Source organism: Streptomyces paradoxus, from assembly GCF_014202475.1.
GTDB classification, from domain to species: domain Bacteria; phylum Actinomycetota; class Actinomycetes; order Streptomycetales; family Streptomycetaceae; genus Streptomyces; species Streptomyces paradoxus.
In genome coordinates this window covers 404387-428266 of the sequence record NZ_JACHGV010000006.1, presented here as the reverse complement: position 1 = coordinate 428266, position 23880 = coordinate 404387, and the positions used below count along the sequence as shown (strand labels likewise).

Sequence of the window (23880 nt, the reverse complement as noted above, 5' to 3'; positions counted from 1 at the left end):
AACTCAGCCGAGTGCGGATGCCGCCCCCTTGAACACCAGTCCGGCACCGAGAACCACCACGGCGAAGGCCGAGCCGAGCGGAGCGGTCCGGCGGACCAGGGCCGCCATCGGGCCCACCGTCCAGCGGGGCCTGCGGTCCAGGAGCCGGGTCATGCCGCTGCCCGCCTTCACGACGGCGTATCCGGCGGCCGTGAGGGTGAGCGCCAGCCCGACGCCGTACGCGACGACGAGCAGCAGCCCGAACCAGGCCTGCCCGAGGGCTGCGGCGCCGACCAGCACCACCACGGCGGACGGGCTGGGCACGAGCCCGCCCGCGAAGCCCATGAGGATCGTGCCGCGCAGGGTGGGAGCGACGGGGTGGCTGTGGGTGAAACCGCCGTGGGTGTGCTCGATCGTGTGGGGGTGAGCGTGGGGGTGGGGGTGATCGTGCGGGTGGTCGTGGTCGTGATGGTGGTGGTGATCCCTGTGGTCATGCGCGTGACCGTGGTGGTGGCCGTCGTGGTCGTGGGTGTGGCTCCCGTGGCCGTGTTGATGGCCGTGCGGGTGGGTGTGCGCGCGGTTGCGCAGGGCGCGGCGGACCAGGCTCGCGCCCGCCAGGGTCACCAGGATGCCGCTGGCGACGCCGAGCCAGGCGATCACCGAGGGCGCCGCCGCCGAGCCGGCCGTGACCAGCAGGCCCAGGGCGACCACGCCCAGGGTGTGCGTGACGGTCACCGAGGCCGCCATGGGCAGGACGTCCTTCATCCGGGCCTGCCCGCCCCGGGCCGCCGCCGTGGCGGCCATGATGGTCTTGCCGTGGCCCGGGGCGAGCGCGTGCATCGCACCCAGGACGACGGCGATGAGGAGGGCCAGCGCGGCGAAGCCGGCGCTGAGGTCCTGCCGGGCCACCAGGTCGTCCAGGGCCCGGGTCCAGCGGTCCGCGCCGCGCGGGAGCACGGAGGCCGCGGGGGCGTCCGGCTCCTCCTCGGCCAGGGCGGTGCCGCCGGGGCGCACTCGCAGGGCGGCCGACGCGGTGTCGGCCGGGGAGGACAGCAACTCCTCCGGGTAGCTGGTGAGTTCGTCCGATATGGACTTCTCCGGCACGTCCGAGGCGGTCAGCGTCATACGGTCGCCGCGCGCCGTGATCTCCCGCCAGCCCGGGCCGCCGGAGGCCCCCGCACCGCGGAAGCCGAGGGACACGGTCTTCTCGCCCGCCGGGAGAGGAGCGGTCAGCTCGCACTCCACACGCAGGGTGTCGAGCCCCGCCTGCCCGGGCCGCACCCGCGCACGGCTGCGCTCGGCGGACAGGGCGACCTCGCGTCCGTCGACGGTCGCCCTGCTGTCCTCGGCGGCCGTGGCGCACCGCTCGCGGGCCCACAGGGTCATGCCCAGCCGCTCGATGTCCGGCCCCGCCTGGGTCGCGGGGATCTCGGCGAGGTCCTCGACGTGGTGGACCCGCAGCTCTCCGGGGGCGGCGACCAGGCCGTCGTAGCGGTTGACGGTGAAGTTGCCCAGCGGGTGGGCGCTCGCCGTGGCGGCGGGCAGCAGGGTGAGCGCGCAGGCGGCCGTGAGGACGGCGGCGCCGGACGCGAACAGCCGGCGCAGGTTCACCGGTTCCCCTCCAGGTCCTTGAGTGCGGTACGGGCCTCGCGCGCGCCGAGGGGCGAGAAGCCGGGGTTCAGGTCCAGCGCGTCCTTCAGATACGTGCGGGCCGCGCGTTCGTCGCCCGTGGCGCGCTCGATGACGCCGCGGTGGTAGAGGAAGACGGCGTTGCGGTAGCCGGTCGCGGTCGCCCGGCGGGCGTACGGCAGGGCTTCCTCGTCGCGGCCGTTGACGTGCAGGGCCCAGGCGAGGGCGTCGGCGGTGTGCACGCTGTGGCGGCGGTCCCACTCGGCGCGGGCGGAGCGCAGGGCCTCCTTCTTGTCGCCGTGGTCGGCCGCGGCCATGGCCGAGTCGAGGTCGGCGTTGACGCCTCCGGCGCGGGCGAGGGCCGTCCAGGCGTCGACGAGGGCGTACTGGTCGCCGGCCTTCGCCCGGTCGCCGTCGGCACCGCGGTCCTCGTACAGCTCGCCGAGGGCGACGAGCGGACCGGGCAGCGGGAACCGGGCGACGACCTGCTCGAGACCGGCCACGGCGGCGGCCCGGTCACCGCTCGCCGCCTGGGCGCGGGCGCGGCCCTCCAGGGCGGGCAGGTACGCGTCGTCGGCGGCGAGGGCACGGGCGTAGTGCCCGAGGGCAGTCTTGTACTCGCCCTGATTCCAGGCCAGTTGCCCCAGGGCCGTGGCGACGTACGCGACATCGGCGGGGGCGCTCGCGGAGCCCAGGGCGCGCTCCAGCACGGCACGGGCCGTACGGACGTCGCCGCGCAGCTCGCGCACGTACGCGTAGCGCGTGAAGACGGGCACGCCCGGGCGCCTGTCGTCGGCGGTGTCGGCGGCCTTCGCCGCGTCGTCGTACCGGCCGAGTTCGACGAGGGCGTCGATACGGGTGCACAGGGCGCGTTCGTTGTAGGGGTTCTGCTTCAGGGCCCGGTCGGCGTGGTCCAGGGCGCCGGGGAAGTCGTGCCGGGCCGCGGCCAGGGCGGCCTGCCCGGCCAGGGCCTGGTCGTTGCCGGGTTCCAGTTCCAGGGACCGCCGCAGGGCGCGCTCGGCCTGCGGATACCGGGAGGGGTCGCCCTTCGTGCGGGCCTGCTCGACGTAGGCCACGCCGAGGGTGGACCAACTGCCGAAGTCCCTCGGCTGGGCGCGCAGGTGCTTCTGCAGCGACGCGATCCCCGCATCGAGGTCCCCCCGGGCGAGATCGCCGGGCGACAGCGCCCCGGCCGCCGACACGGCGTCGACGCCGGTCCCGCCGTCCTGCCCGCCGCCGACCGCGACGGCCCCACCCGTCACCGCGACCGCCAGCAGCACGGCACACCCGGCCAGGTGCAGGGCACGCCACCGCCGCCCCCCGTCGGCGGCCCGCCGCATCGCGGCGACCCGCTGACCGGCGTCGTCCTCGTCGGCCGTGCCGCCGCTGCCGTCGCCGGCGAGCGCCGAGAGGCCGGGCCGGTCCCCGCTGCGGGAGTCGGCCGGGTCACCGGCTTCTCCGGCCGCCGCGCGGGCGGTGTCCGCCCGGGTCCCGGCTTCGCCGGCTTCCGGACCCGCTTGGGGTGGCTGGTCCTGGCCGGCCTCGGCCGCCTCACCCCGTGACCCGGTCGCGTCCGTCCCGGCAGCCGCGTCGCCCTCCCGCGCCCCGGTGGTCTCGGGCTCCGGGTCCGTCGACGGCGCTCGGTCGTCGTCGCGCCTCTCCGGTGTGCTGTCGGTCGTACGCGGAGGCATGACCTCTCCTCGGTCGGATGTGCTGTGCGTGAGTTCGGCGACGCGGCCCGCGCCGTGGGGGACGGGGAACGGGCCGCGCCGGTCGGTGGTGCGGAGCGGGTCAGTACGCCCGGTTCCGCATGCGGCGCCACCACATCAGGGCCGCGCCGATCAGGACGATGCCGCCCGCCCCGGCCCCCGCGGACGCGGCGATCAGGCGCATGTCGTCCGATTCCTGCGCGCCGGCCGGCTGGAGGGCGTCGCCCAGCTGGCTGCGCACGTCGTTGCCGCCGTCGACACCCTTGGCGAGCGGGCCGCGCGAACCCTCCGTCGGCAGGGCGACGTACGGGAAGGACTTCTCGAACTTCTTGTCGTTCTTGTCGACCGCGTCACCGAGGTCGTTCTTCGCGCCGAGCAGCTCGCCCTCGACGACCTGGAGCGAGGCGTCGATCACGTCGTCGGTGAGGCGACGGCCGTTGGGGAAGCCGGCGTTGTCACCGTCGAGGACACCCAGCCGCTTGGGCTTCGCGGCCGGCTTGATCGAGGTGTTGAGCCGCAGCTGCTCCGAAGGCGTCACGTGCGGGGGCTGGTTGAGGTCCTTGACGCCCTTGAGGAAGACGTCGACCAGGTCGTTGCGCGGCTCGTCCGGCGCCGGGATCTTGTAGATCGCCTCGATGAGCTTGGGCAGCTCCGGGTTGGTGACGTTCTTCAGGAACGCGCCGTCGTCCCGCGGCGTGGACGCGTTGAACTTGTCCTTGTCCTTCAGCGGGTTGACGACCTCGTTGACCAGCGGGTTGCCGAGGCGCGAGACCTGCGCGAAGTACCCCCGGGCGTTCTTGCGCTGGGTCGTCGACCAGATGCCGACGACCGGCTGCTCGTGCGACTCGGCTATGAAGCTGTTGGGGACCTGCAGGGCGATCGAGTTGACGTTGTAGCCCTTGAGGGTGTCGTTGCCGACCTCGGAGAGGTTCCCGCCGTAGAGCAGGTCGAAGACGCGCAGGTCCAGGAAGAACGGGTCGTCGGCCTGCCCGGCGAACGTCTGGGCGCCCCCGGCGAGCTTGTGCACCGCCTGCTTGCGCAGGGCGCCGTAGTCCGGCATCGACGCCTTGCCGACGTTCGACGGCGCCACCGGCACGTCGTCGGCGACCTTGGTCTTCGACACCGCCTTCAGGTTCCGCAGCTTGATCAGTTCGAGGTCGTACGTCTGCGTGATGTTCAGGTCGGGGTCGTCGAGGCTCTCGACCGGGCCCGTGTTGTACAGGAACGTCTTGTCGTTCTTCGTGTGCGTCTTGAACGTGTACCGGAAGAGCAGGTCTTCCTTCGCGTCACCGTTGCTGTCGATGCGCAGGTCGTACTGGGCGTCCTCGGCGAACGTGAAGAAGTTGGGGCCGCCTGCCGGTTCCTCGAAGGGGATCCAGTTCGCGACGATGGTCGTCGTGTCCGGCTTGTCCGGGCTGACGAACGCGTACACGTCGGTGTTGTCGTACTGCGGGGTCCCCGAGATCAGCGGGGCCTCGCGGTGGCTGGAGGCGGATGCCGCCTCAGGTTGCAGCGCGGTCACACCGGCGGCCGTGAGCCCGCCGGCGGCCAGTGCGCCGCAGATCACGGTCGCGATGCTCGTGCGTCCCGCACCGGTCCTGGAGATAGGTGTCATGCCGTCCGTCCTCCGTGCCAACTTGCCTGACACACGCCATTCGGAGCGGTCGGCGAAGCGGATTGGTCGAATCTCAAACGTTCTTACGGGGAGGCGGGAAAGTTGTTTCACCTTCGGGGACCCGCGTTTTCGGCGCGCTGATCCGTAACACCCTCCGGAGGTGTGTGCGTTGCGAATGCCTCGTGCGAGGGGACAGGCCCGGTGTGGCCTCGGAGAGGGGGAACGAGTGGAGGCGGACGAGCTGCTGCTGCTCGTGGCAGGCGGGGACCAGAAGGCCTTCGAGGAGTTGTACGGACTGGTGTCCGGGCCGGTGTTCGGTCTCGTACGGCGTGTGGTGCGCGACCCCGCCCAGTCGGAGGAGGTGGCTCAGGAGGTGCTGCTCGAACTGTGGCGGTCCGCGGCGAGGTTCGACCCGGGACGGGGCAGCGCGATGGCCTGGATCCTCACCCTCGCCCACCGCCGGGCCGTCGACCGGGTCCGCAGCGCCCGGGCGGCCGGGGAGCGTGAGCAGCGCGAGGCACTGCGCGCGAACCAGCCCGCCTTCGACCAGGTCACCGAGGAGGTCGAGGCCGGCCTGGAGCGCGAGTGGGTGCGCCGCTGCCTGGACCGGCTCTCGGTCCTGCAGCGCCAGTCGGTCACCCTCGCCTACTACGAGGGCTACACGTACCGTGAGGTGGCCGAGCAGCTCTCCCTGCCGCTGGGCACCGTCAAGACCCGGATGCGGGACGGCCTGACCCGTATGCGCGAGTGCCTGGGAGGTGTGGCATGAGCCTCTTCCGCCGCGAGGATCCGCACTCGCTCGCCGCCCCCTACGCGCTGGATGCCCTGGAACCCCCGGAGCGCGTCCGCTTCGAGAGGCACCTCGGGGGCTGCGACCGCTGTGCCGCCGAGGTGCGCGACCTGACCGAGGACGCGGTCCGGCTCGCCTGGTCCACGGCGGCCCCGCCCCCGGCCGCCCTGCGCGACCGGGTCATGCTCGCCGTACGGACGACTCCGCAGGACCCGGCACCCCAAGGGGTCTCGCACGCGCCGGCACGGGCGCGCGCCACGCAGCTGCCGCCGCACGTGTGGGGCGCCCAGCCGCCGCCGCGCCAGCGGCAGCGGCGCCGGATCCCGCTGTTCGTGCCCTTCGCGACGGCCACCGCCGCCGCGGCCCTCGTCGTCGCGTCGCTCTTCGCCGTGCAGGCGAACCGGGCCCAGGACCGGCTGACCGCCGAGCAAGATCGGTCACGTGAGATCGCCCACGTTCTGGCGGCTCCGGACGCCCGTGCGGGCAGTGGCCGGGACGGGCGGGGCCGCACCATCGGAGTGATCGCTTCCGCCACGGAGGGGAGTGCCGTGGTCACCCTCGGCGGATACGGCGCCCCGGCGGGCGGCCGCGTGCACCAGTTGTGGCTCATGCGCCCGGGCGCGCAACCACGCTCCCTCGGGCTCTTCGAGCGCGACACGCCCCTGGTCGCAACGGGTCTGGGCACCTCCGCGACATCACTGGCCGTGACCGTCGAGCCCGCCGGGGGATCGGCGCAGCCCACTACCCAGCCGATCGTCCAACTCGCCCTGAAATCTGTTGGATTCGGAGAGTAATCGGAGATACATCGTCAACCCCCTTATGGGGAAGGTGAATCCTGTGACCGCGATACACGCGTGCCCGGACGGGGCGATAGGGTTAACCTGCCCGGGCCGGGTGGACTCGTACGGGTGGGGAGTGACATGGAACAGATAACAGTGCGCAGCAGGGCCAGGGTCCCTGCGATCACCTGCGGGAGCAGCGCGACCAGTTCGCGCCTCGACCGCCATCTCTCGGTGCTGGGCGGCCCCGCCGTCCCCCAGCGGGAGACGGTCGAGGCGACCTCGCTGATGCGGGAACTGACCGCGCGTCAGCCGCACGACCGCAGTGGCAGGGGCGCGCGCGTGCGTCGCGTCTCGCTCTTCGCGCCGCTGCGCCGGCTGCGCCGCTCGCTCTTCGGCGGCAGGTAGGGGCCCGCGCTCGGGCGGTCACACCGCCCCTGGCGTAACGCTGCGACACTCGTCGTCCGTCATCCCCGCGGCACGCAGCGGCGCCAGGTGTGATCCCGAGCGCGGCACGCCCCCTGTCGGTGCCTCATCCCCGCCCGGCAGTGACCGGGGGCGCAGTCCGCGGCCGTCCGTTCACCGCTCCCCGTGCGCGTACTGGCGCACGGCCAGCGGCACGAACACCCCGAGCAGCACGGCGCACCACAGGAGCGACCCCGCCACGGGGTGGGCCACCGGCCAGGCAGCCCCGTCCGGCACCGGCGCGTTGCCGAGGAGGTCCCGCAGGGCCGTCGCCACCGCGCTGATCGGATTCCACTCGGCGACCGTCCGCAGCCAGCCCGGCAGCCCGCTCGTCGGGATGTACGCGCTGGACAGCAGCGGCAGCAGGAACGTCGCCCCGCCCAGCTGGCCGGCCGCCTCCTCGTTGCGGGTGAGCAGGCCGAGGTGGATCCCGACCCAGGTGCACGCGAAGCGGAACAGCATCAGCAGCGCGAACGCCCCCGCCGCTTCGAGCGGGCTTCCCTCGACCCGCCAGCCCACCGCCAGCCCCACCAGCAGGAACGGCACCGTCCCGACGGCCGTGGCCACCAGATCCGCCACCGCCTGCCCCAGCGGTACGGCCGCCCGGCTGACCGGCAGCGTGCGGAAGCGGTTCGTCACGCCCCGGTGTGTGTCCTGGGCCGCCTGGAACATGCCGGCCATGATCCCGCCCGAGGCGGTCGCCACCAGCAGGCCCGGCACGAGGAAGGCCCGGTAGGCCTCGCCCGGCACGGCCAGTGCGCTGCCGAAGACATAGCCGAAGAACAGCAGCATGCTGATCGGCATCGTCTGGGTGAGGATCAGCAGACCCGGGTTGTTGCGCAGCCGCAGCAGCTGGCGGCCCAGCATCGCGGTTCCGTCGTGCGCCAGCATGCTCATGCGGCACGCTCCTTCTCGTCGGTCGTACCGGTGGGCTCGGGCGCCGTCTCCGTCAGGCGCAGGAACACGTCGTCGAGGGTCGGCGGGCGCAGGCTCACGTCGAGCAGCGGCACGCCGGCCGTGTCCAGGGCGCGCACCAGGAGCGGGATCGTGAGGGTCGGGTCCTTGCTGACCGCGGCGACGGCGTTGCGCTCGTGGTCGAACGACGGCTGCGCGCCCGTCAGCCGGTCCAGCACGGCCGCCGCCTCGGCGAGGACGTCCGCCTCCGGCACGACGACCTCGGCGTGTGCCCCGACGAGCGACTTGAGCTGCGCCGGAGACCCGGTGTGCGTGACCCGGCCCCGGTCCACCAGGGCGATGTCGTCGGCCAGCTGGTCGGCCTCCTCCAGGTACTGCGTGGTGAGCAGCACGGTCGTGCCCTCGGCGGTCAGGCCGCGCACCACGTCCCAGATGAGGGTCCGGCTCACCGGGTCGAGGCCGGTCGTCGGCTCGTCCAGGAACAGCACGTCGGGGCGGCGGACCAGGCTCGCCGCGAGGTCCAGACGGCGGCGCATGCCGCCGGACCAGGTGGACGCGGGGCGGTCGGCGGCCTCGGTCAGGCCGAAGCGGTCGAGGAGTTCCGCGGTCCGGCCGGCCGGACCGCGCACCCGGTGCAGCCGGCCGAAGAGCCGGAGGTTCTGGCGGCCGGTGAGGTCTCCGTCGATCGAGGTGTCCTGCCCGGTGACGGCGATCCGGCCGCGGACGGCCGCGGCCTCGCGGACGAGGTCGTGCCCCGCGACCCGGGCGGAGCCCGCGTCCGGCCGCAGCAGCGTGGTCAGCAGTCCCACGGCCGTCGTCTTGCCCGCCCCGTTCGGCCCGAGGACCCCGCAGACGGTCCCCTCGGCGACCGCGAGGTCCAGCCCCCGCAGGGCGTGGACCTGCCCGAACCGCTTCTCCAGACCTTCACTAAGTACAGCGTACGTAGAAGTCATGGCATGACCATAGCGCACTACGTACGCTGTACGTAACTAGGATGGTGGCCGAGGTGATGATCGATGGCGGACCGAGCGGCCGTACCCGAAGTGATCTGGGCGCGCCCCGAGCGCACCGGCCGTGGGCCGAAACCGGCGTTCACCCGCGCCGACATCGCGGCGGCGGCGGTGCGGATCGCCGACGCGTCGGGGCTGGACGGGGTCACCATGCGGCAGGTCGCCGCTGAGCTGGGCTGCGGCACGATGTCGCTGTACAACTACGTCCCCCGCAAGGAGGACCTGTACGAGCTGATGATCGACGCCATCGGTGCCGAGCACGAGATGTTCGAGCCCTCGGGCGACTGGCGCGCCGACATGCTCCGCAACGCGGAGGAGACGCGCGCCATCATGTACCGCCACACCTGGGTGCCGCGCCTGATGCCCGGGGTGTTCGGCTTCAGCCCCAACACCCTGCGCTACCTGGAGCACTGCCTGGCCTGCCTCGAACCGCTCGACGTGCCGGCCGGCACGAAGACGGAGCTGGTCGCGCTGCTCAACGGCGTCGTGACGACGTACACCGGCAATGACATCGCGACCGCCGAACGCACCCGCTCCATGCCGTGGACGGCGGAGGAGGAGAACGCGGTCCGCATGGCCTATCTGGGCAGCCAGATCGCCACCGGCGCCTATCCGCGGCTGACCGCGGCCTTCACGGAGCAGAGCGGGCCGGTCGACCTGGAAGCCGTGTTCAGACGGGCGCTCGAACGCGTCCTGGACGCCTTCGACCCCGAGCTGCGCTAGAGCAGCGCCAGCTGACCCTCCGGGCCCTCCTCGGGACCCTCCAGTACCGATGCGGGGCGGCGGGCCGTGCTCGGTACCGGGAGGACGCCCGCCGTGCGCAGGTCCGCGGCCGTGACCGGGTCGGCGATGTCCGGCTCTTCCAAGGGGCGCAGCTCCGCGAGGAGCGCGAGGACGGTGATCAGCTCCAGCAGCTCCGACGTCCAGGTCTGGGGCCAGGTCGCGGGGCGGATCGCCGCCAGCGTGCCCGGCTCCGGGGCGGCGACGCGGGCCGCGAACCACTGCTGGAGGACGCGGACGCCGCCCACCTCGAAGTCCCAGGCCTCCGGCGGCACCGGGGAGATGCGGCCCTCGTCCAGGAACAGGGCTTCCTCGTCCCGGTCGTAGTGCAGTGTCACGGGCCGGGAGGGCAGCGGAGCGCGGACGTAGGGGCGGCGGCCGCCGGGGAGCTTCGGGCGCTCGCCGTCGCGGCGCATCAGCCAGAGCATCCGGTGGCCCAGCTCCAGGCCCCGCTCCCACTCGCCGGTGTCCCCGGTGAGCGGGACGGTGAGGTCCGGGCGGGCCGTGGCCGTGATCCAGGCCAGTACGTCCAGCGGGGCCGGGGTGGCGCCCAGGCGGGCTCCGAGGTGCTGGAGCAGGCCCGGGGCCAGGTTCGGCTCGCGGCCGCCCGGGCGCCGGAACAGCGGGCGGACGCGTCCGGGGCGGAGCAGTGGGAGCAGCGAGGTGACGAGCAGGGGCGGGGTGGCCTCGGGCGCCTCCACCACGAAGACCTGCCGTTCGTCCGCCACCCGCCACAGCTCCGGGCGGGCCGTGTCGATGAGCCGCTGGTCGGGGATCAGCCACTGCTCGTCGTAGGGCGCGAGCAGGACGCGCTCAGGTTCCGGGCAGACCCCCGAGGCGCGCACGAGCTTCTCCGTGCCGCTGCCGGTCCGGCCGGGCAGCTGCCCGACCGCCGTGTGCAGCGTGCGGGAGCGGGTCGGCTCGAACAGGGTCTCGCGGTCGGGCCCCTCGGCCTTCACCAAGGCGTCCCAGCGGGCCTTGAGGGACGCCGCGTCGGGCGCCGCCGGCCAGCCCCGGCCGAGCCGGGGCGGTGCGACGGACCACGGCATGAGGTCCGCCAGCAGCGGAGCGTCGTCGTGCGTCACGCTGGGCATCGTACGACCTGACGACCGCGCGCGGGTCAGGTGGCTTCCAGGGTCACCGTGAAGGAGAACCGGTCGCCCCGGTAGTGGATGACCGCCGCGTCGAGGACCCGTCCCGCGGCGTCGTAGGTCACGCCCGTGTAGTGCAGGATCGGGCTCAGCAGGGGGACTTGGAGCAGTTTCGAGGTCTCCGGGTCGGCCAGCCGCGCCTCCACCGTGTCCGTGATGCGGCTGATGTCCGCGCCCACCACGTCCCGCAGCACCTTGGTCATGGGCCACCGGACGAGGTCGTCCAGGTCGATCCGCTCGGCCAGTTCGGGCCGCACGTAGTTGCGGGCGTGATTCGTCGGCTCACCGGTCTTCTCGTCGCTCCGCAGCCGGTGGTACGTCGCGACCTCCGGCACGTCCGGGAAGAACTCGGCGAGTGCCGTCGGCACGGGTGTGCTGCCGTGGTCCAGCAGTTCGGTCGTCATACCGGACTGCTGGGCCACGATGGCGTCCACCGAGCCGAGCAGGCGCACCGGCGAGCCCCGGCGGGCGTGCGGCTCGATGAACGTGCCCCGCCGCCGGTGGCGCGTGATCAGGCCCTCGTCCTCCAGCTCCTTCAGCGCCTGCCGCATCGTCAGCACGCTCACTCCGTAGTGCCCCGCCAGCTGCTCCTCCGTGGGCAGCCGCAGCGGGTCCTGGGGCGAGCGGCCGAGGATCGAGGCGCGCAGCGACTGCGACACCTGATACCAGAGCGGCAGCTTGCGGTTCAGGACGATGGAGTCCGGGGCGAAGGAGGTCACGGGCCATCCGTACCGGTAGGAAATGATCAGTGCAAGGGGCGGAAGTGCCTCTCCATGCCCTGCCAGACGTCGTCGTAGCGCTGCTGGAGGTGTTCCGCGCGGGCCGCGTGCGGGGTCAGGGTGAGCGGCCAGCGGGTCTCGAACATGAACGCCAGGCCGTCGTCGATCTTCTGCGGCTTCAGCTCGGCGGCGCTCGCCCGGTCGAACGTCTCCCGGTCCGGGCCGTGCGCCGACATCATGTTGTGCAGCGAACCGCCGCCCGGCACGAAGCCTTCCGCCTTCGCGTCGTACGCGCCCTCGATCAGGCCCATGTACTCGGTCATCACGTTCCGGTGGAAGTACGGCGGCCGGAACGTGTCCTCGCCCACCAGCCAGCGCGGCGCGAACACCACGAAGTCGACACCCGCCAGCCCCGGGGTGTCCGACGGGGAGGTCAGCACCGTGAAGATCGAGGGGTCCGGGTGGTCGTAGGAGATGGTGCCGAGCACATTGAAGCGGCGCAGGTCGTAGACGTACGGCACATGGTTGCCGTGCCAGGCCACCACGTCGAGGGGCGAGTGGTCGTAGGTGGCCGTCCACAGGTTGCCGCAGAACTTGTTCACCACCTCCACCGGCCCCTCGGCGTCCTCGTACGCGGCGACGGGTGCGCGGAAGTCCCGGGGGTTGGCGAGCCCGTTGGCGCCGATCGGGCCCAGGTCGGGGAGGCGGAAGGGCGCGCCGTAGTTCTCGCACACATAGCCGCGGGCGGACTCGTCGAGCAGCTCCACACGGAAGCGGACACCACGCGGGATCAGTCCCACATGTCCCGGCTCCACATGCAGCAGGCCGAACTCGGTGCGCAGCAGCAGCCCGCCGCGCTCGGGGACGATCAGCAGCTCCCCGTCGGCGTCGCTGAACACCCGGTCCATCGAGGCGTTGGCCGCGTAGAGGTGGACGGCGATGCCGGTGCGCTGGGTGGCGTCGCCGTTGCCGCCCAGGGTCCACAGGCCCGCCAGGAAGTCGGTCTCGGGCGCCGGGTCGGGCAGCGGGTTCCAGCGCAGGCGGTTGGGATCGGGCACGGTCTGGGTGAAGGGGGCGGTGCGGACCGAGCCGTTGTGGGTCCGGGTGAACGCCGGGTGCGCGGCCGACGGGCGGATCCGGTACAGCCACGAGCGGCGGTTGTGTGCCCGCGGCTCGGTGAACGCCGAACCGCTCAGCTGCTCCGCGTACAGCCCCAGCGGGGCACGCTGGGGCGAGTTGCGGCCCTCGGGCAGCGCGCCCGGGACGGCTTCCGAGCTGTGCTCGTTGCCGAAGCCGGAGAGGTAGGTCAGCCCTTCCGCGGTCTTTTGCGCTTCCCCACGCTCGAACGTGCCCGCGCGGGTGGTTCCCCCATCGCCCATGATCGCTGCTCCCTTGCGTCCGATTCCTATGGAGTACCGTAGGATTGCGATTTCCCCGACGCAAGAGGGGCGCGCCCCTCCTCTCGGGGGATGACATGAACCCGACTTGAGAACGATCCGCCGGGCCGGACGTGTGTTCTAGGCTCCCGGACATGTCGTGGACACGGAGATCTCGCGCCGCGCTCGCGGTCTGTGTCCTCCTTCTGGCCGGATCCGCGGGCTGTGGCACCGACGACGCCCGTCAGGGCGGTGCGTCGCCCGCCCCGGTGGGCAAGATCCTGGAGGACCGGGACCAGGAGGGACGGCCCTTGCGCGAGGTCGGGCAGGAGGGCGCCCCCGGTGTCGGCATCGAGGTGCAGCCCGACGCCGCCGGCGGCTGGGACGTACGCCTGACCCTGCGCAATTTCCGCTTCTCACCGGCCGGCGCGCCGGCCCGTGCGGTGGCCGGGAGGGGTGTCGCGCGCCTCTACGTCGACGGCCGTCCCGTCGCCCGGCTCCGCGCTCCCGCCCACCGGCTGGACAGCCGCCTCGTCCCGCGCGGCACGCACCGTGTCACGGCCCGCCTCTACGCAGACGACGGCACCGTGTGGGCCGTGGACGGCAAGCCCGTGGAGAGCACGGCCGACGTCACCGCGTCGGAGCCCGGGCCGGGGATGTCGCCGGACGCGGCCTCCCGGCGCAAGGCCCGCACGCAGGGCGCGGACGGCGGGGGGCGAGGTTCACCGGACCGCGTTCAAGGGGCATCATGAAGCCCGTGCCCCACGCGACATCGCTCCGTCGTGCGCCCGTGCAGCGGCGCAGCGCCGAACGCCTGACCAGGATCCTCGACGCGTGCGCCGACCTCCTCGACGAGGTCGGTTACGACGCCCTGAGCACCCGTGCCGTCGCCCAGCGGGCCTCGGTCCCGATCGGCTCCGTCTACCGCTTCTTCGGCAACAAGCGCGAGATGGCCGACGCGCTGGCGCAGCGCAACCTGGAGCGGTACTCCGAGCGCGTCACCCAGCGCCTGCGGCAGGCCGGTGGGGACGGGGGCTGGCGCACGGCCATGGACGCCGTGCTCGACGAGTACCTGGACATGAAGCGCACCGCGCCCGGCTTCTCGCTCGTCGACTTCGGCAACCAGATCCCGGTCGGTGCCCGCCACAGCGAACCCAACCACCGTGTCGCCGACCGCCTCACCGAGCTCCTCTCCGGCTACCTCGACCGCGAACCCGACGAGGATCTGCGCCGGGTCTTCCTCATAGCCGTCGAGACCGCCGACACCCTCGTGCACCTGGCCTTCCGGGTGGCACCGGAGGGGGACGAGCGGATCATCGGCGAGGCCCGGGAATTGCTGCGCGCCTATCTGGCCCGCGCCCTCGACTGACCTCGGTTCCGCCCCCTCGACTGACCTCGGTTCCGCCCCTCGCTCCGCCCTCGGTTACGTCAGGCCCTCCCGGAGATGCATACCGGTCGGTATGCTCGGGCGCGTCAGCGCGTCACCGTAGCCGCCGTCCCGGGAGGACCCGTGTCCCGCACCGCCCTGCGTATCTGTCCCCTGTGCGAGGCCACCTGCGGCCTGACCCTCACCATCGAGGGAACGCGCGTCACCCACGCCCGAGGTGACCGCGACGACGTGTTCAGCCAGGGGTTCATCTGCCCCAAGGGTGCCTCCTTCGGGGCCGTCGACTCCGACCCCGACCGGCTGCGCACGCCGCTCGTGCGGCGGGACGGCGAGCTGCGCGAGGCCACCTGGGAGGAGGCCTTCGACGCGGTCGCCGCCGGCATCCGGCCCGTCGTGGAGCGCCACGGCCCGAACTCCGTCGGCGTCGTCCTCGGCAACCCCAACGTGCACACCATGGCCGGCGCCCTCTACCCGCCCGTCCTGCTCGCCGGGCTCGGCACCCGCAGCGTCTTCACCGCCTCCACGGTCGACCAGATGCCCAAGCACGTCTCCAGCGGCCTCCTCTTCGGCGACGCCAACGCCATTCCCGTGCCCGACCTCGACCGCACCGGCCATCTGCTCCTGATCGGCGCCAACCCGCTGGAGTCCAACGGCAGTCTGTGCACCGCCCCCGACTTCCCCGGCAAACTGAAGGCCCTCAAGGCCCGCGGCGGCACCCTCGTCGTGATCGATCCGCGGCGCACCCGCACCGCCAAGCTCGCCGACCAGCACATCGCCGTCCGGCCCGGCACCGACGCGCTGCTGCTGGCGGCGATGGCTCAGGTGCTCTTCGAGGAGGGGCTGACGGCGCCCGCCCCGCACGTCCAGGGCGTCGAGGAACTGGCCGCGGCCCTGCGGGAGTTCACCCCGGAAGCGGTCGCCGGGGCCTGCGACGTCGAGGCCGGTGTCATCCGGGACCTCGCCCGCGGCCTGGCCGCCGCCCCGGCCGCCGCCGTCTACGGCCGGATCGGCAGCTGCACCGTCCCGCACGGCACCCTGGCCAGCTGGCTCGTCGACGTCCTCAACATCCTCACCGGCAACCTCGACCGGCCCGGCGGCGCGCTCTTCCCGCAGGCCGCCACCGACAAGACCCCGCGTCCCGCCGGACCGGGCCGGGGCTTCGCCCTCGGACGCTGGCACTCCCGGGTGAGCCGGCACCCCGAGGCGAAGGGCGAACTGCCCCTGTCCGCCCTCGCGGAGGAGATCGACACCGCCACCGAGGAGGGCGAACCGGTGCGCGCGCTGATCGCCGTCGCCGCCAACCCCGTGCTGTCCGCGCCCGACGGCGACCGGCTCGACAAGGCGCTCGACTCGCTCGACTTCATGGTCAGCGTCGACCCGTATCTCAACGAGACCTCGCGCCACGCCGACGTGGTCCTGCCCCCGCCCCCGCCCTCCCAGAGCCCGCACCACGACTTCGCCTTCAACACCCTCGCCGTACGCAACCAGGTCCGCTACACCCGCCCGGCCGTCCCGCTGGAGCCGGGCCGCATGGCGGAGACGGAGATCCTGGCGCGGCTGATCCTGGCCGTCACCGGCATGCACGGGGCCGATCCGGCGGCCGTCGACCAGATGGTCATCGACCAGACCCTCGGCAAGGCGGTCAAGGAACCCCACTCTCCTGTCCACGGCGGCGATCCGCGCGAGCTCGCCGGCCGGCTCACCGGCGACACCGGCCCCGAGCGGCGGCTCGACATGATGCTGCGCCTCGGCCCCTACGGCGACGGCTTCGGCGTACGGCCGGACGGCCTCAGCCTGGACAAGCTGCTCGCACACCCGCACGGCATCGACCTCGGCCCGCTCGAACCCCGCCTGCCGCAGCCCCTGAAGACCCGCAGCGGCCAGGTCGAGCTGCTGCCCGGCCCGATCGCGGACGACCTGCCCCGCCTGCGCGCGGCCCTGGCCGAACGCCCCGAGGGACTCGTCCTGGTCGGCCGCCGTCATCTGCGCTCCAACAACAGCTGGATGCACAACGTGCCCGCCCTCACCGGCGGCTCCAACCGCTGCACCCTGCACATCCACCCCGAGGACGCCGAACGGCTGGGCGTCGAGGACGGGGCCGCCGTGCGCGTCAAGGGCGCCGGGGGAGAGGTCACCGCACCCGCGGAGGTCACCGACGCGATCCGCCGGGGCGTGGTGAGCCTGCCGCACGGCTGGGGCCACAACCGCCCCGGCACCCGCCTCAGCCACGCCTCCGCGGACCCCGGCGTCAACGTCAACCAGCTCCTCGACGGCCGTCTGCTCGACCCGCTGTCCGGCAACGCGGTCCTCAACGGAGTGCCGGTCGAGGTGGCCCCCGCGACGGGCCCGGAAGCGTCCTCCGTGACCGAAAAGCTCACCGCCCTGACCTGAGCAAAGCTGTGACCAGCAGTTTTGCGCTTATTGCTCGCACGTCAACGTCTTGTTAACGCTGCTTGAACGCACCTAACGTCTCGGACACCGCCGGCCCTGGTGGGATGTTCAAGGGCGAACGTTAGGTATCAACTCATGCTGACCATCCTCGGCTTCGCCATGATCGCGACCTTCCTGGTCCTGATCATGATGAAGAAGATGTCGCCGATCGCGGCGCTCGTACTGATTCCCGCGCTGTTCTGCGTGTTCGTCGGTAAGGGCGCCAAGCTCGGCGACTACGTCCTCGACGGCGTGACCGACCTCGCCCCCACCGCGGCGATGCTCATGTTCGCGATCGTCTACTTCGGCGTGATGATCGATGTCGGTCTCTTCGACCCGATCGTCCGCGGCATTCTCAAATTCTGCAAAGCCGACCCGATGCGGATCGTCGTGGGCACCGCCCTGCTCGCCGCGATCGTGTCGCTGGACGGCGACGGCTCGACCACCTTCATGATCACCGTCTCGGCGATGTACCCGCTGTACAAGCGCCTGAAGATGAGCCTGGTCGTGATGACCGGTGTCGCCGCCATGGCCAACGGCGTGATGAACACCCTCCCGTGGGGCGGCCCGACGGCCCGCGCCGCGACCGCGCTGAAGCTGGACGCGAGCGACATCTTCGTCCCGATGATCCCCGCGCTCCTGGTCGGTCTGCTCTTCGTCTTCGTCCTGTCCTACGTGCTGGGTGTGCGCGAGCGCCGGCGGCTGGGCGTGCTGACCCTGGACGAGGTGCTGGAGGAGGAGCAGGAGACCGAGACGGTCCTCGTCGGCTCCGGCGGTTCCGGCGGTTCCGGCGAAGGCAAGGTCTCGATGCGCAAGGCCGCCCCGGGCGGCTCCGGCTCCGGCACGGACGCCCCCGAGGACACCGCCGGCTCCGGGGCCTCCACCGACGACGGCTTCCAGGGTCTCGACCCGAACCGGCCCACCCTGCGCCCCAAGCTCTACTGGTTCAACGCGCTGCTCACGGTCGGCCTGCTCACCGCCATGATCATGGAGTGGCTGCCGATCCCGGTGCTGTTCCTGATCGGTGCCGCGCTCGTCCTCTCCGTGAACTTCCCGAACATCCCGGACCAGAAGGCCCGTCTGGCCGCCCACGCCGACAATGTCCTGAACGTCTCCGGCATGGTCTTCGCCGCCGCCGTCTTCACCGGCGTCCTCCAGGGCACCGGCATGGTGGACCAGATGGCCAAGTGGATGGTGGACGTCATCCCCGGCAGCATGGGCCCGCACATGGCGCTCGTCACCGGCCTGCTGAGCCTGCCGCTCACCTACTTCATGTCGAACGACGGCTTCTACTTCGGTGTCCTGCCCGTCCTCGCCGAGGCGGGAGCCGCCCACGGGGTCAGCCCGCTGGAGATGGCCCGCGCCTCCCTGGTCGGCCAGCCGCTGCACATGTCCAGCCCGCTCGTCCCGGCCGTCTACGTCCTGGTCGGCATGGCCAAGGTCGAGTTCGGCGACCACACCAGGTTCGTCGTGAAGTGGGCCGCCCTCACCTGCCTGGTCATCCTCGGCGCGGGCATGCTGTTCGGGATCATCTGAACCACTCCATGGAGGACGTCATCGTGAGGCCCGGTGGGAACCGCGGCTGGCTGCTCCGCCTCGTCATCGCCTTCGGCTTCGCGCAGGGGGCGGTGTCGATGGCCCGGCCCGCCGTCTCCTACCGGGCCCTCGCGCTGGGCGCGGACGAGCGCGCGATCGGTGTCATCGCCGGTGTGTACGCCCTGTTGCCCCTCTTCGCGGCCGTGCCCCTCGGCCGCCGCACCGACCACGGCCGCTGCGCGCCCCTGCTGCCGGTCGGCGTGGTCCTCATATCCGGCGGCTGCGCCCTCAGCGGAGTCGCCGGTTCCCTGTGGACGATGGCCCTGTGGAGCGGGGTGATGGGGCTCGGTCACCTGTGCTTCGTCATCGGCTCCCAGTCCCTCGTCGCCCGCCAGTCCGCGCCGCACGAACAGGACCGCAACTTCGGTCACTTCACCATCGGCGCCGCCCTCGGCCAGCTGGTCGGACCCATCGCCGCGGGCGCGCTGATCGGCGGCGAGGACATGGCCGGCAGCAGCGCGCTCGCCCTGATCGTGGCGGGCGCCACCGCGGCGGTGGCGTTCACCTCGCTGTGGCGCATCGAGGACCGCCGCACGGTGTCCCCGTCCCGTCCGGACAAGGGCGACCGGGTCCCCGTCCGGGGCATCCTGCGCACCCGGGGGGTACCGGCCGGCATCTTCATCAGCCTCGCCGTGCTGTCCGCGACCGACATCCTGACCGCCTACCTCCCGGTGGTCGGCGAGCACCGGGGCATCGCCCCGTCCGTGATCGGCATCCTGCTCAGTCTGCGCGCGGCGGCCACGATCGCCTGCCGCCTGGTGCTGACGCCCCTGCTGCGGCTGCTCGGGCGGACCCTGCTGCTGACGGTCACCTGTCTGCTGGCGGCCCTGCTCTGCGCGGGCATCGCCCTGCCGGTGCCGGTGTGGGCGCTCGGACTGCTGCTGGTCGCGCTGGGCTTCTGCCTCGGGGTCGGCCAGCCGCTGTCCATGACGACGGTCGTCCAGGCCGCCCCCGACGACGCCCGCTCCACGGCCCTGGCCCTGCGCCTGACCGGCAACCGGCTCGGCCAGGTCGCCGCGCCCGCCGCGGCCGGGCTGATCGCCGGAGTCGCGGGCGTGGCGGCGCCGTTCGTGATGCTGGGAGTGCTGTTGCTGCTGTCGTCAGGGGTCGCCGTACGGTCGCGGCGGGAGCCGGAGGAGGAGCCGGAAGAGCCCGGTGAACCGGAGCCGAAGCGGGAGGCTGATGGGGAGGTCCGTGGGGGGCGAAGGGGCTTCCGGTGCCGGGTGCCGCTGCGCCGGAAGAGCGATATCTGACGCGTCGCAGGGCGGTGCTGCGCCCTTCTCGGCGTCGGGTCGCCCCGAGCTGCGTCTGATCCCCTGCGGCGGCAGTCACGACCGCGGGAAGGGCTGCTCCGCCAACGTGGTCGACTTCGCCCATCTCACCGGCATCCGCTGAACCGGGCCGTCCGCCTTCTCACCAGATGGACCAAACTCCCCGATCTCGTCCGGTGTCTTCCCCCGGCCGCGCACATTCCGTTAACTTCCGTGACCCACAGCCCCGTACGACCCGCACGGGGCTTCCGACCGCGGAGCACCAGCGCCCTGATGACCCCTCGGGGGCACCTCATGACACGCGCCATCTCCCTGCACGACGTGAGCAAGGCCTACCCGCGCGGCCCCCGCGTGGTGGAACGGCTGTCGCTGGACGTCTCGCCCGGCGAGTTCCTCGTGCTGCTCGGCCCGTCCGGCTGCGGCAAGTCGACCGTGCTCAGAATGATCGCCGGGCTGGAGGAGATCGACGAGGGGCAGCTGCTGCTCGACGGCGAGTACGCCAACGACCTGCCGCCGTCCGGCCGGGACATGGCGATGGTCTTCCAGAACTTCGCCCTCTACCCGAACATGACCAGCCGCGCCAACATCGGCTTCCCGCTGCGCATCGAGGCCCCGGGCACGGACCCCCGCCCCCGCGTCGACGCCACCGCCCGCATGCTCGGCATCGAGGACCTCCTCGACCGCCTGCCCGGCCAGCTCTCCGGCGGCGAACGCCAGCGCGTGGCCATGGGCCGGGCCATCGCCCGCCATCCCTCCGCCTTCCTGATGGACGAGCCGCTGTCCAACCTCGACGCCAAACTCCGCACCCATCTGCGGGCCGAGATCTCCCGGCTCACCCGGGAACTGGGCGTCACCACGATCTACGTCACCCACGACCAGGCCGAGGCCATGTCGCTCGGCGACCGGGTCGCCGTGCTGCGCGGCGGTGTCCTCCAGCAGGTCGACAGCCCCCGCGCGGTCTACGCGCTGCCCCGCAACGTCTTCGTCGCGGCCTTCATCGGCACGCCCCGCATCAACCTCTTGCGCGGCCTGGTGCGGGCCCCGCTCGACGGGGCGATGACCATCAGCCTGGGCAAGCAGTTCCTCCGCCTGCCCGAGCCGCTCTGCCTGGACCACCAGCTGCTGCGCGTCCAGCAGGGACGTGAGGTCATCGTGGGCCTGCGCTCGGAGGCCGTCAGGATCGCCAAGCACAGCGCGGCCCGCCCCGGCGAGGTGCCGATCACCGGCCTGGTCGAGCACGTGGAGTTCCAGGGGCACGAGATCCTGGTCCACTTCGACACCGGCTCCAGCCCCGCCGTCGTCCCCGACCTGGAAGCCCCGCGCCCCCGGCCCGGCCGCCCCGCCCGGCGCCGCCGCCGCGACGGCTCGGCCCTCACGAGGCTGCGGGAGCGGTCCGGAGCCGGGCGGGCCGGACCCGTCGTCGCCCTCGACCACCCCGAGGAGACACGGAGCACCGCGACCGCCGACGCCCGCCTGCCCGGTGACCTCATCGTCCGCACCACCCCGGACCTGGCCCTGCGCCACGGCATGCAGGTGCCGCTCCTCGTGGACCTCGCCCACCTCTTCGTCTTCGACCAGCACGGCGACCGGATCTGTCCGCACCCGGACCGCCTGCCCGACCTGGGGGAGTGAGGAGCGGCACAGCCGGACATGGGCGTCCGCGTGCTCTGATGACCGGTGGTGTCTGGCGCCGGAAAACTATCGTCGCTAGTTTATGTGTCGGACGACGACGCCCCGCCCCGGAGGAAGCGCGATGAAGGCACACGACGGCATGTACATCGGGGGCGCCTGGCGCCCCGCCGCCGGCCAGGACGTGATCGAGGTCGTGAACCCGGTCGACGAGCAGGTCATCGGCACGGTCCCGGCGGGCACCGCCGCGGACGTCGACAACGCCGTACGGGCCGCCCGCGCAGCCCTGCCGGAGTGGGCCGCGACCCCGCCGGCGGAGCGCGCGGCGCGCCTGGCCGCCCTGCGGGACGTGCTCACCGCCCGCGCGGACGAGATCGCCGAGACCGTCACGGCCGAACTCGGATCGCCGCTGAAGTTCTCGCAGGCCGTCCACGCGGGCGTGCCGATCGCGGTGGCGGGCTCCTACGCCGAGCTGGCGGCGACGTACGCCTTCGAGGAGAAGACCGGCAACTCGGTCGTGCACGAGGAGCCCGTCGGTGTCGTGGCCGCGATCACGCCCTGGAACTACCCGCTGCACCAGATCGTCGCCAAGGTCGCCCCGGCCCTCGCGGCCGGCTGCACGGTCGTGGTGAAGCCCGCCGAGGACACCCCGCTTGTCGCCCGCCTCTTCGCCGGCGCCGTGCACGAGGCGGGGCTCCCGGCGGGTGTGTTCAACCTGGTCACCGGTCTCGGCCCGGTCGCGGGGCAGGCCCTCGCCGAGCACCCCGGCGTCGACCTGGTCTCCTTCACCGGCTCCACCGCCGTCGGCCGGCAGATCGCCGCGATCGCCGCCGGGCAGATCAAGAAGGTCGCCCTCGAACTCGGAGGCAAGTCCGCCAACGTCATCCTCCCGAGCGCCGACCTGGCCAAGGCGGTCAACGTCGGCGTCGCCAACGTCATGTCCAACTCCGGCCAGACGTGCAGCGCCTGGACGCGAATGCTGGTCCACCGCGACCAGTACGACGAGGCGGTCGAGCTCGCCGCCGCCGCAGCCGCCAAGTACGGCGACCGCATCGGCCCGGTCGTCAGCGCCAAGCAGCAGGACCGGGTGCGCGGCTACATCGAGAAGGGCGTCGCCGAGGGCGCCCGCCTGGTCGCCGGCGGACCCGAAGCCCCGCGCGAGCAGGGCTATTTCGTCAGCCCGACCGTGTTCGCCGACGTCACCGAGGACATGACCATCGCGCAGGAGGAGATCTTCGGCCCGGTCCTGTCGATCCTGCGGTACGAGGACGAGGAGGACGCCCTGCGCATCGCCAACGGCACGGTGTACGGCCTGGCCGGTGCCGTCTGGGCGGGCGACGAGGCCGAGGCGGTGGCCTTCGCGCGTCGCATGGAGACCGGCCAGGTCGACATCAACGGCGGCCGCTTCAACCCCCTCGCCCCCTTCGGCGGCTACAAGCAGTCGGGTGTGGGCCGCGAACTCGGCGTGCACGGCCTGGCCGAGTACCTCCAGACCAAGTCCCTCCAGTTCTAGTCAGGGGAGTCCCTTCCGTCATGGCTGTCCGCGCCGCCGTCCTGCCCGCCATCGGCTCCCCGCTGGAGATCACCGGCATCGACCTGCCCGACGCCGGGCCCGGCCAGGTCCGGGTCCGGCTCGCCGCCGCCGGGGTCTGCCACTCCGACCTGTCCCTGTCCGACGGCACCATGCGCGTGCCGGTCCCGGCCGTCCTCGGGCACGAGGGCGCCGGCACGGTGGTCGCCGTCGGCGAGGGCGTCACCCACGTCTCACCCGGCGACGGGGTCGTCCTCAACTGGGCCCCCTCCTGCGGCGCCTGCCACGCCTGCTCGCTCGGCGAGGTGTGGCTGTGCGCCGACGCTCTCACCGGCGCCGCCGCCGTCTACGCCCGCACCACCGACGGCACCGACCTCCACCCCGGCCTGAACGTCGCCGCGTTCGCCGAGGAGACGGTCGTCTCCGCCTCCTGCGTGCTGCCCGTCCCCGACGGCGTCCCGCTCACCGACGCGGCCCTGCTCGGCTGCGCCGTCCTCACGGGCTACGGCGCCGTCCACCACTCGGCCCGGGTCCGGCAGGGCGAGACGGTCGCGGTGTTCGGCGTCGGGGGAGTGGGCTTGGCCGCCCTCCAGGCCGCCCGGATCGCGGGCGCCTCGAAGATCGTCGCGGTGGACGTGTCCGCCGAGAAGGAGGAACTGGCCAGGGCGGCCGGCGCCACCGACTACGTCGTCGCCTCCGACACCACCGCCCGCCAGATCCGCGGCCTGACCGGCAAGCAGGGCGTCGACGTCGCCGTGGAGTGCGCCGGCCGCGCGGTCACCATCCGCACGGCCTGGGACTCCACCCGCCGCGGCGGCCGCACCACGGTCGTCGGTATCGGCGGCAAGGACCAGCAGGTCACCTTCAACGCCCTGGAGATCTTCCACTGGGGCCGCACCCTCTCCGGCTGCGTCTACGGCAACTCGGACCCGGCCCGGGACCTCCCCGTCCTGGCCGAGCACATCCGGGCGGGCCGCCTCGACCTGAGCGCGCTGGTGACGGAACACATCTCCCTGGACGGCATTCCGGCGGCCTTCGAGAACATGCTGGCGGGCAAGGGCGGCCGGGCCCTGGTCGTCTTCTAGGCCCGAAACGTCCGGTACCCCGGCCTCCCACGAG

20 protein-coding genes and 1 pseudogene are annotated in these 23880 nt (G+C 72.7%); 13 read left to right on the top strand and 8 right to left on the bottom strand.

Annotated features, from left to right (window positions below; genetic code table 11):
* Nucleotides 1-3: 3 nt before the first annotated feature.
* The 3 genes from HNR57_RS22315 to HNR57_RS22305 form a co-directional block, all read right to left on the bottom strand.
* The gene (locus tag HNR57_RS22315; RefSeq protein ID WP_184562055.1) at nucleotides 4-1590 is read right to left on the bottom strand and encodes a HoxN/HupN/NixA family nickel/cobalt transporter; all 1587 of its coding nucleotides are present in this window, start codon (nucleotides 1588-1590) and stop codon (nucleotides 4-6) included.
* A complete protein-coding gene (locus tag HNR57_RS22310) occupies nucleotides 1587-3299 on the bottom strand; it encodes a tetratricopeptide repeat protein (protein ID WP_184562053.1) in 1713 nt (570 codons plus the stop codon). Before HNR57_RS22310 ends, HNR57_RS22315 begins: the two co-directional genes overlap by 4 nt.
* Before the next feature lie 100 nt (nucleotides 3300-3399).
* Complete coding sequence (locus HNR57_RS22305) at nucleotides 3400-4932, bottom strand: DUF4331 domain-containing protein (protein WP_184562051.1); 1533 nt, start codon at nucleotides 4930-4932, stop codon at nucleotides 3400-3402.
* A 226-nt stretch (nucleotides 4933-5158) separates the two neighbouring features.
* Here HNR57_RS22305 and HNR57_RS22300 point away from each other — a divergent pair, with 226 nt between their 5' ends.
* From HNR57_RS22300 to HNR57_RS22290, 3 genes are all read left to right on the top strand, one after another.
* Nucleotides 5159-5701: a sigma-70 family RNA polymerase sigma factor gene (locus HNR57_RS22300; RefSeq protein ID WP_184562049.1), complete on the top strand. Its 543-nt coding sequence runs from the start codon at nucleotides 5159-5161 to the stop codon at nucleotides 5699-5701.
* Complete coding sequence (locus HNR57_RS22295; RefSeq protein ID WP_184562047.1) at nucleotides 5698-6516, top strand: anti-sigma factor; 819 nt, start codon at nucleotides 5698-5700, stop codon at nucleotides 6514-6516. Before HNR57_RS22300 ends, HNR57_RS22295 begins: the two co-directional genes overlap by 4 nt.
* A gap of 126 nt (nucleotides 6517-6642) precedes the next feature.
* Complete coding sequence (locus HNR57_RS22290) at nucleotides 6643-6909, top strand: hypothetical protein (RefSeq protein ID WP_184562045.1); 267 nt, start codon at nucleotides 6643-6645, stop codon at nucleotides 6907-6909.
* A 171-nt stretch (nucleotides 6910-7080) separates the two neighbouring features.
* Here the strand turns inward: HNR57_RS22290 and HNR57_RS22285 are convergent, their stop codons facing one another.
* Nucleotides 7081-7863, bottom strand: coding sequence for an ABC transporter permease (locus HNR57_RS22285; protein WP_184562043.1), 783 nt, complete (start codon nucleotides 7861-7863; stop codon nucleotides 7081-7083).
* Nucleotides 7860-8834 (bottom strand): efflux ABC transporter ATPase subunit, DrrA-related, encoded by a 975-nt coding sequence (locus HNR57_RS22280; protein WP_184562041.1) that lies wholly within the window; start codon nucleotides 8832-8834, stop codon nucleotides 7860-7862. The genes HNR57_RS22285 and HNR57_RS22280 overlap by 4 nt, the downstream gene beginning before the upstream one ends.
* A gap of 63 nt (nucleotides 8835-8897) precedes the next feature.
* On the opposite strand from HNR57_RS22280, the gene HNR57_RS22275 reads away from it, so the two are divergent.
* Nucleotides 8898-9614, top strand: coding sequence for a TetR/AcrR family transcriptional regulator (locus HNR57_RS22275; RefSeq protein WP_184562039.1), 717 nt, complete (start codon nucleotides 8898-8900; stop codon nucleotides 9612-9614).
* On the opposite strand, the gene HNR57_RS22270 is transcribed toward HNR57_RS22275, so the two are convergent.
* From HNR57_RS22270 to hmgA, 3 genes are read right to left on the bottom strand one after another with little or no spacing between them, the layout of a single operon-like run.
* Nucleotides 9611-10765: a type ISP restriction/modification enzyme gene (locus HNR57_RS22270; RefSeq protein WP_184562037.1), complete on the bottom strand. Its 1155-nt coding sequence runs from the start codon at nucleotides 10763-10765 to the stop codon at nucleotides 9611-9613. The two genes, HNR57_RS22275 and HNR57_RS22270, sit on opposite strands and share 4 nt — an antisense overlap.
* 26 nt (nucleotides 10766-10791) lie before the next feature.
* Nucleotides 10792-11541: a GntR family transcriptional regulator gene (locus HNR57_RS22265; protein WP_184562035.1), complete on the bottom strand. Its 750-nt coding sequence runs from the start codon at nucleotides 11539-11541 to the stop codon at nucleotides 10792-10794.
* Between the two features lie 26 nt (nucleotides 11542-11567).
* Nucleotides 11568-12920: a homogentisate 1,2-dioxygenase gene (gene hmgA / locus HNR57_RS22260; RefSeq protein ID WP_184562033.1), complete on the bottom strand. Its 1353-nt coding sequence runs from the start codon at nucleotides 12918-12920 to the stop codon at nucleotides 11568-11570.
* 152 nt (nucleotides 12921-13072) lie between these two features.
* Between hmgA and HNR57_RS22255 the strand changes: the two genes are divergently transcribed.
* From HNR57_RS22255 to HNR57_RS22220, 9 genes and pseudogenes are all read left to right on the top strand, one after another.
* On the top strand, nucleotides 13073-13669 hold the full coding sequence (locus HNR57_RS22255; RefSeq protein WP_184562031.1) for a hypothetical protein: 597 nt from the start codon (nucleotides 13073-13075) through the stop codon (nucleotides 13667-13669).
* Nucleotides 13666-14286 (top strand): TetR/AcrR family transcriptional regulator, encoded by a 621-nt coding sequence (locus HNR57_RS22250; RefSeq protein ID WP_184562029.1) that lies wholly within the window; start codon nucleotides 13666-13668, stop codon nucleotides 14284-14286. The genes HNR57_RS22255 and HNR57_RS22250 overlap by 4 nt, the downstream gene beginning before the upstream one ends.
* A 141-nt stretch (nucleotides 14287-14427) precedes the next feature.
* Nucleotides 14428-16695, top strand: coding sequence for a molybdopterin oxidoreductase family protein (locus tag HNR57_RS22245; RefSeq protein WP_184562027.1), 2268 nt, complete (start codon nucleotides 14428-14430; stop codon nucleotides 16693-16695).
* 135 nt (nucleotides 16696-16830) lie between these two features.
* Nucleotides 16831-18270 carry a CitMHS family transporter gene (locus tag HNR57_RS22240; RefSeq protein ID WP_184562025.1) on the top strand — a complete coding sequence of 480 codons (1440 nt, stop codon included), beginning with the start codon at nucleotides 16831-16833 and terminating at the stop codon, nucleotides 18268-18270.
* A 23-nt stretch (nucleotides 18271-18293) separates the two neighbouring features.
* Nucleotides 18294-19583, top strand: a complete 1290-nt coding sequence (locus HNR57_RS22235) for an MFS transporter (RefSeq protein ID WP_184562023.1) — start codon at nucleotides 18294-18296, stop codon at nucleotides 19581-19583.
* A 37-nt stretch (nucleotides 19584-19620) separates the two neighbouring features.
* Nucleotides 19621-19725, top strand: a pseudogene (locus tag HNR57_RS41130) (class F sortase); the annotation flags it as partial.
* Between the two features lie 170 nt (nucleotides 19726-19895).
* Entirely contained in the window at nucleotides 19896-21233 is a 1338-nt protein-coding gene (locus HNR57_RS22230; RefSeq protein ID WP_184562021.1) for an ABC transporter ATP-binding protein, read from the top strand.
* Nucleotides 21234-21354: 121 nt separating this feature from the next.
* Nucleotides 21355-22743 carry an aldehyde dehydrogenase family protein gene (locus tag HNR57_RS22225; protein WP_184562019.1) on the top strand — a complete coding sequence of 463 codons (1389 nt, stop codon included), beginning with the start codon at nucleotides 21355-21357 and terminating at the stop codon, nucleotides 22741-22743.
* Between the two features lie 20 nt (nucleotides 22744-22763).
* Nucleotides 22764-23846, top strand: a complete 1083-nt coding sequence (locus tag HNR57_RS22220) for a Zn-dependent alcohol dehydrogenase (protein ID WP_184562017.1) — start codon at nucleotides 22764-22766, stop codon at nucleotides 23844-23846.
* Nucleotides 23847-23880 lie beyond the last annotated feature (34 nt).

What these genes read in the sequence shown, in the direction of transcription:
- HNR57_RS22310 (WP_184562053.1), bottom strand. Translation starts at nt 3,299, where the DNA reads ATGCCTCCGCGTACGACCGACAGCACACCGGAGAGGCGCGACGACGAC.
- HNR57_RS22305 (WP_184562051.1), bottom strand. Translation starts at nt 4,932, where the DNA reads ATGACACCTATCTCCAGGACCGGTGCGGGACGCACGAGCATCGCGACC.
- HNR57_RS22295 (WP_184562047.1), top strand. Translation starts at nt 5,698, where the DNA reads ATGAGCCTCTTCCGCCGCGAGGATCCGCACTCGCTCGCCGCCCCCTAC.
- HNR57_RS22290 (WP_184562045.1), top strand. Translation starts at nt 6,643, where the DNA reads ATGGAACAGATAACAGTGCGCAGCAGGGCCAGGGTCCCTGCGATCACC.
- HNR57_RS22285 (WP_184562043.1), bottom strand. Translation starts at nt 7,863, where the DNA reads ATGAGCATGCTGGCGCACGACGGAACCGCGATGCTGGGCCGCCAGCTG.
- HNR57_RS22280 (WP_184562041.1), bottom strand. Translation starts at nt 8,834, where the DNA reads ATGACTTCTACGTACGCTGTACTTAGTGAAGGTCTGGAGAAGCGGTTC.
- HNR57_RS22275 (WP_184562039.1), top strand. Translation starts at nt 8,898, where the DNA reads ATGGCGGACCGAGCGGCCGTACCCGAAGTGATCTGGGCGCGCCCCGAG.
- HNR57_RS22270 (WP_184562037.1), bottom strand. Translation starts at nt 10,765, where the DNA reads ATGCCCAGCGTGACGCACGACGACGCTCCGCTGCTGGCGGACCTCATG.
- hmgA (WP_184562033.1), bottom strand. Translation starts at nt 12,920, where the DNA reads ATGGGCGATGGGGGAACCACCCGCGCGGGCACGTTCGAGCGTGGGGAA.
- HNR57_RS22255 (WP_184562031.1), top strand. Translation starts at nt 13,073, where the DNA reads ATGTCGTGGACACGGAGATCTCGCGCCGCGCTCGCGGTCTGTGTCCTC.
- HNR57_RS22250 (WP_184562029.1), top strand. Translation starts at nt 13,666, where the DNA reads ATGAAGCCCGTGCCCCACGCGACATCGCTCCGTCGTGCGCCCGTGCAG.
- HNR57_RS22240 (WP_184562025.1), top strand. Translation starts at nt 16,831, where the DNA reads ATGCTGACCATCCTCGGCTTCGCCATGATCGCGACCTTCCTGGTCCTG.
- HNR57_RS22230 (WP_184562021.1), top strand. Translation starts at nt 19,896, where the DNA reads ATGACACGCGCCATCTCCCTGCACGACGTGAGCAAGGCCTACCCGCGC.
- HNR57_RS22225 (WP_184562019.1), top strand. Translation starts at nt 21,355, where the DNA reads ATGAAGGCACACGACGGCATGTACATCGGGGGCGCCTGGCGCCCCGCC.
- HNR57_RS22220 (WP_184562017.1), top strand. Translation starts at nt 22,764, where the DNA reads ATGGCTGTCCGCGCCGCCGTCCTGCCCGCCATCGGCTCCCCGCTGGAG.